General features: G+C 52.7%; 3 protein-coding genes. 2 read left to right on the plus strand and 1 reads right to left on the minus strand.

Annotation, left to right across the window (positions count from 1 at the left end; genetic code table 11):
* Together ABRP87_RS11125 and relB are read left to right on the plus strand one after the other, a co-directional pair.
* On the plus strand, positions 1-1,359 hold a 1,359-nt coding region (locus tag ABRP87_RS11125), incomplete at its 5' end, for a hypothetical protein (RefSeq protein WP_349868834.1).
* A gap of 136 nt (positions 1,360-1,495) precedes the next feature.
* Complete coding sequence (relB, locus tag ABRP87_RS11130) at positions 1,496-1,732, plus strand: type II toxin-antitoxin system RelB family antitoxin (RefSeq protein ID WP_349868836.1); 237 nt, start codon at positions 1,496-1,498, stop codon at positions 1,730-1,732.
* A 266-nt stretch (positions 1,733-1,998) separates the two neighbouring features.
* On the opposite strand, the gene ABRP87_RS11135 is transcribed toward relB, so the two are convergent.
* Positions 1,999-2,305 (minus strand): hypothetical protein (locus tag ABRP87_RS11135; RefSeq protein ID WP_349868838.1); only part of this gene is annotated, 307 nt, incomplete at its 5' end.

The raw sequence follows: 2,305 nt of genomic DNA on the forward strand, positions 1-2,305 counted from the left end.
CTAAGCCTGTACACGCTGATGGTACTGCAACCGGGAGGTTGTGGGAGAGTAAGTCACCGCCGACACCAAACAACAAAACAACAAAATAGTGATTATATGGAGAGGAGCGAGGTTACCAATTTTCAGGTGGCCTTGCTCCTCTTCCTCGTGATCCCAGAATTTTCTATACTGAATCCCATGAGAACTCTTGCACAGGTGGTAACCGGGCTTGTCCGGTCTAATGATCCCGATCTGTACAAAGGTGCCCGGAGCGTGTATTACAGCGACCGCATATATGAAGCCGCTGAGCTATTAGAACAGGCAGTAGAGGATCCTGCACAACTTTCAGGCATCGTGCCGCCGGGTCCATCCGATATCGTGCTTGTTGCTCTAGATGCTGTAGAAGAGGTCCTCAAGACTATCCCTAGGGTCAATGACTATGCCCATGCCGTAAGGGGTGCCGGCGAAGTCTTGGCGCGGGTAGTTCCTTCCGCGGCGCAGCGAGCTAGTTATTCCGGTAGCGCTTTGGCTGATTGGTTTATACGAATGAACGAGATTCTCCCAGCGGAAGAAATCGACCTTGACCCAGTCTATTTGGCACCTGCTCTTGGGGAAGAGGGCGTGGCCCGCATCCGCTCGTGGTATGCGTCACAACAGGGCGGTGGCTACGTGGGGCGTCGGCTAGCGGTGCTTGAAGGCAGTGCTGAAGCCGTTCTTCGGACCCATGGTCTCAAGGGAAGTGCGGCGTCGCGATATGAGGAGATCATTGCCGGCCTTTGTGACATCGGCCGCTATGATCTTGCCTTCGATTGGTCCGAGAAGGCGGTTAACGAGTGCGCCGTGGAGGAAACCCGAAATATCGCCTCGCGTTGGGCTGTACTTGCTAAGGACCACTTTCCCGAACACTCGGAGCGCGTGGCTCGCAGTGTATTCGACACATATCCAGAACTGTCGTTCGCTCAGCAACTCTATGCAGTTGCCGCCGACAAGGTGGAAGCTCCGGCGCATATACAACGCTTGTTGGGGAATAAGCCATGGGATTTGGCCATGCTCCAGCACTTGTGCCTTGAAGACCCTGAACTTGCCTGGAGCACCGTCATAAAGGCGGGAATGGAGCAGTCAATGGCGCAACGATTCCTCGATGACCTCCCGGCGCAGGCTCTTCCCTTCGTTCGCGACGATGTCGCAACTTATCTAGATTTGACTAAGGTTGGTCGCGACATGGGCATCGAGCTGCTGCAGACCATGAGAGGGAAGTCATCGGAGCTGGGAGCGCCCTGGGATGCGGACTTCAACGCGTTCTTGACAGACCTGCGACGCCGCTACGCCGAGCGGTATGTCATTTTAAGGCGACTGGACGAGGTTTCCCTGATCTCCTGATTTGGCTACTGAGAAAACGCTCAATTTGTGCCTATGGGTGAGCAGGAAGTCAGCAGTACGACGTGACCACAGCAATGCGCGGACAGTGCTCACGGGGTGGTGTACAAATCGCTTTACTTGTTGTAAACATGTTTACATGAGCGAGTCAGTAATTAGTTTGCGCGTTAACGCGAAGCAGAAAGAGCGCCTAGATGCGCTTGCTTCGCGGACTGGGCGGACTGGGGCCTTCTATCTTCGCAAGGCCCTAGATTCCTACCTAGATGAACTTGAGTATGTGTATGCGCTTGAAGCCGAAGCCGAAGCAGCCCGACGCGGAGAATTGGACACAATCTCGTTGCAGGACTTAGAGGACGAGTCTGGCTTGGTCGATTGAGTTCACCCCACGTGCGGCTAAGTCGTTCCGTTAGGTCGGACCAAACGGGGGTCAGCTCCGACTGATTTAGACGATTTTGGCCCTCCGCTTTGCTAACGCGCTTCGCGGTATTAAGAACGGCCTTCCGTAGGGGATTCCGACTACAAGGTGATCATGTTGCCCATCACGCTTGGCTTATTCGACTAGAATTATTGAAAACTATTTGCGACACTCTCGTAGATTAAACATTCTAAACAGGGCTATCTAAGCTGATTGCTATCAGCATTTTAGTCTTTGACGTGATTTGCATGTATCCACTTGTCGTCCAGTTGCAAATCTGTATACTTATACGTACACACACCACATCCGCTCACAATGAAAATTGTCATGGTGTGGTTTTCATTTTTATGGGGGGTGTTCCTATATAGGTTGTCAACTCCGTGGGTGAGGTTGCTGGGGGTGTGAAGGGTTTCTGCTTCACGCTGCGGATGTTTTTCGGGCATGCTGAAGAGCCGATTGAGAGTGTCTAATGGTTTGTGTGTAGGTTCCCAACCTGCATAAGGAGATAAGCCAGAATGACTAGTGTGGCACGAC

Origin of the sequence: Corynebacterium sp. KPL2830 (assembly GCF_040225635.1) — a bacterium.
Lineage (GTDB): Bacteria > Actinomycetota > Actinomycetes > Mycobacteriales > Mycobacteriaceae > Corynebacterium.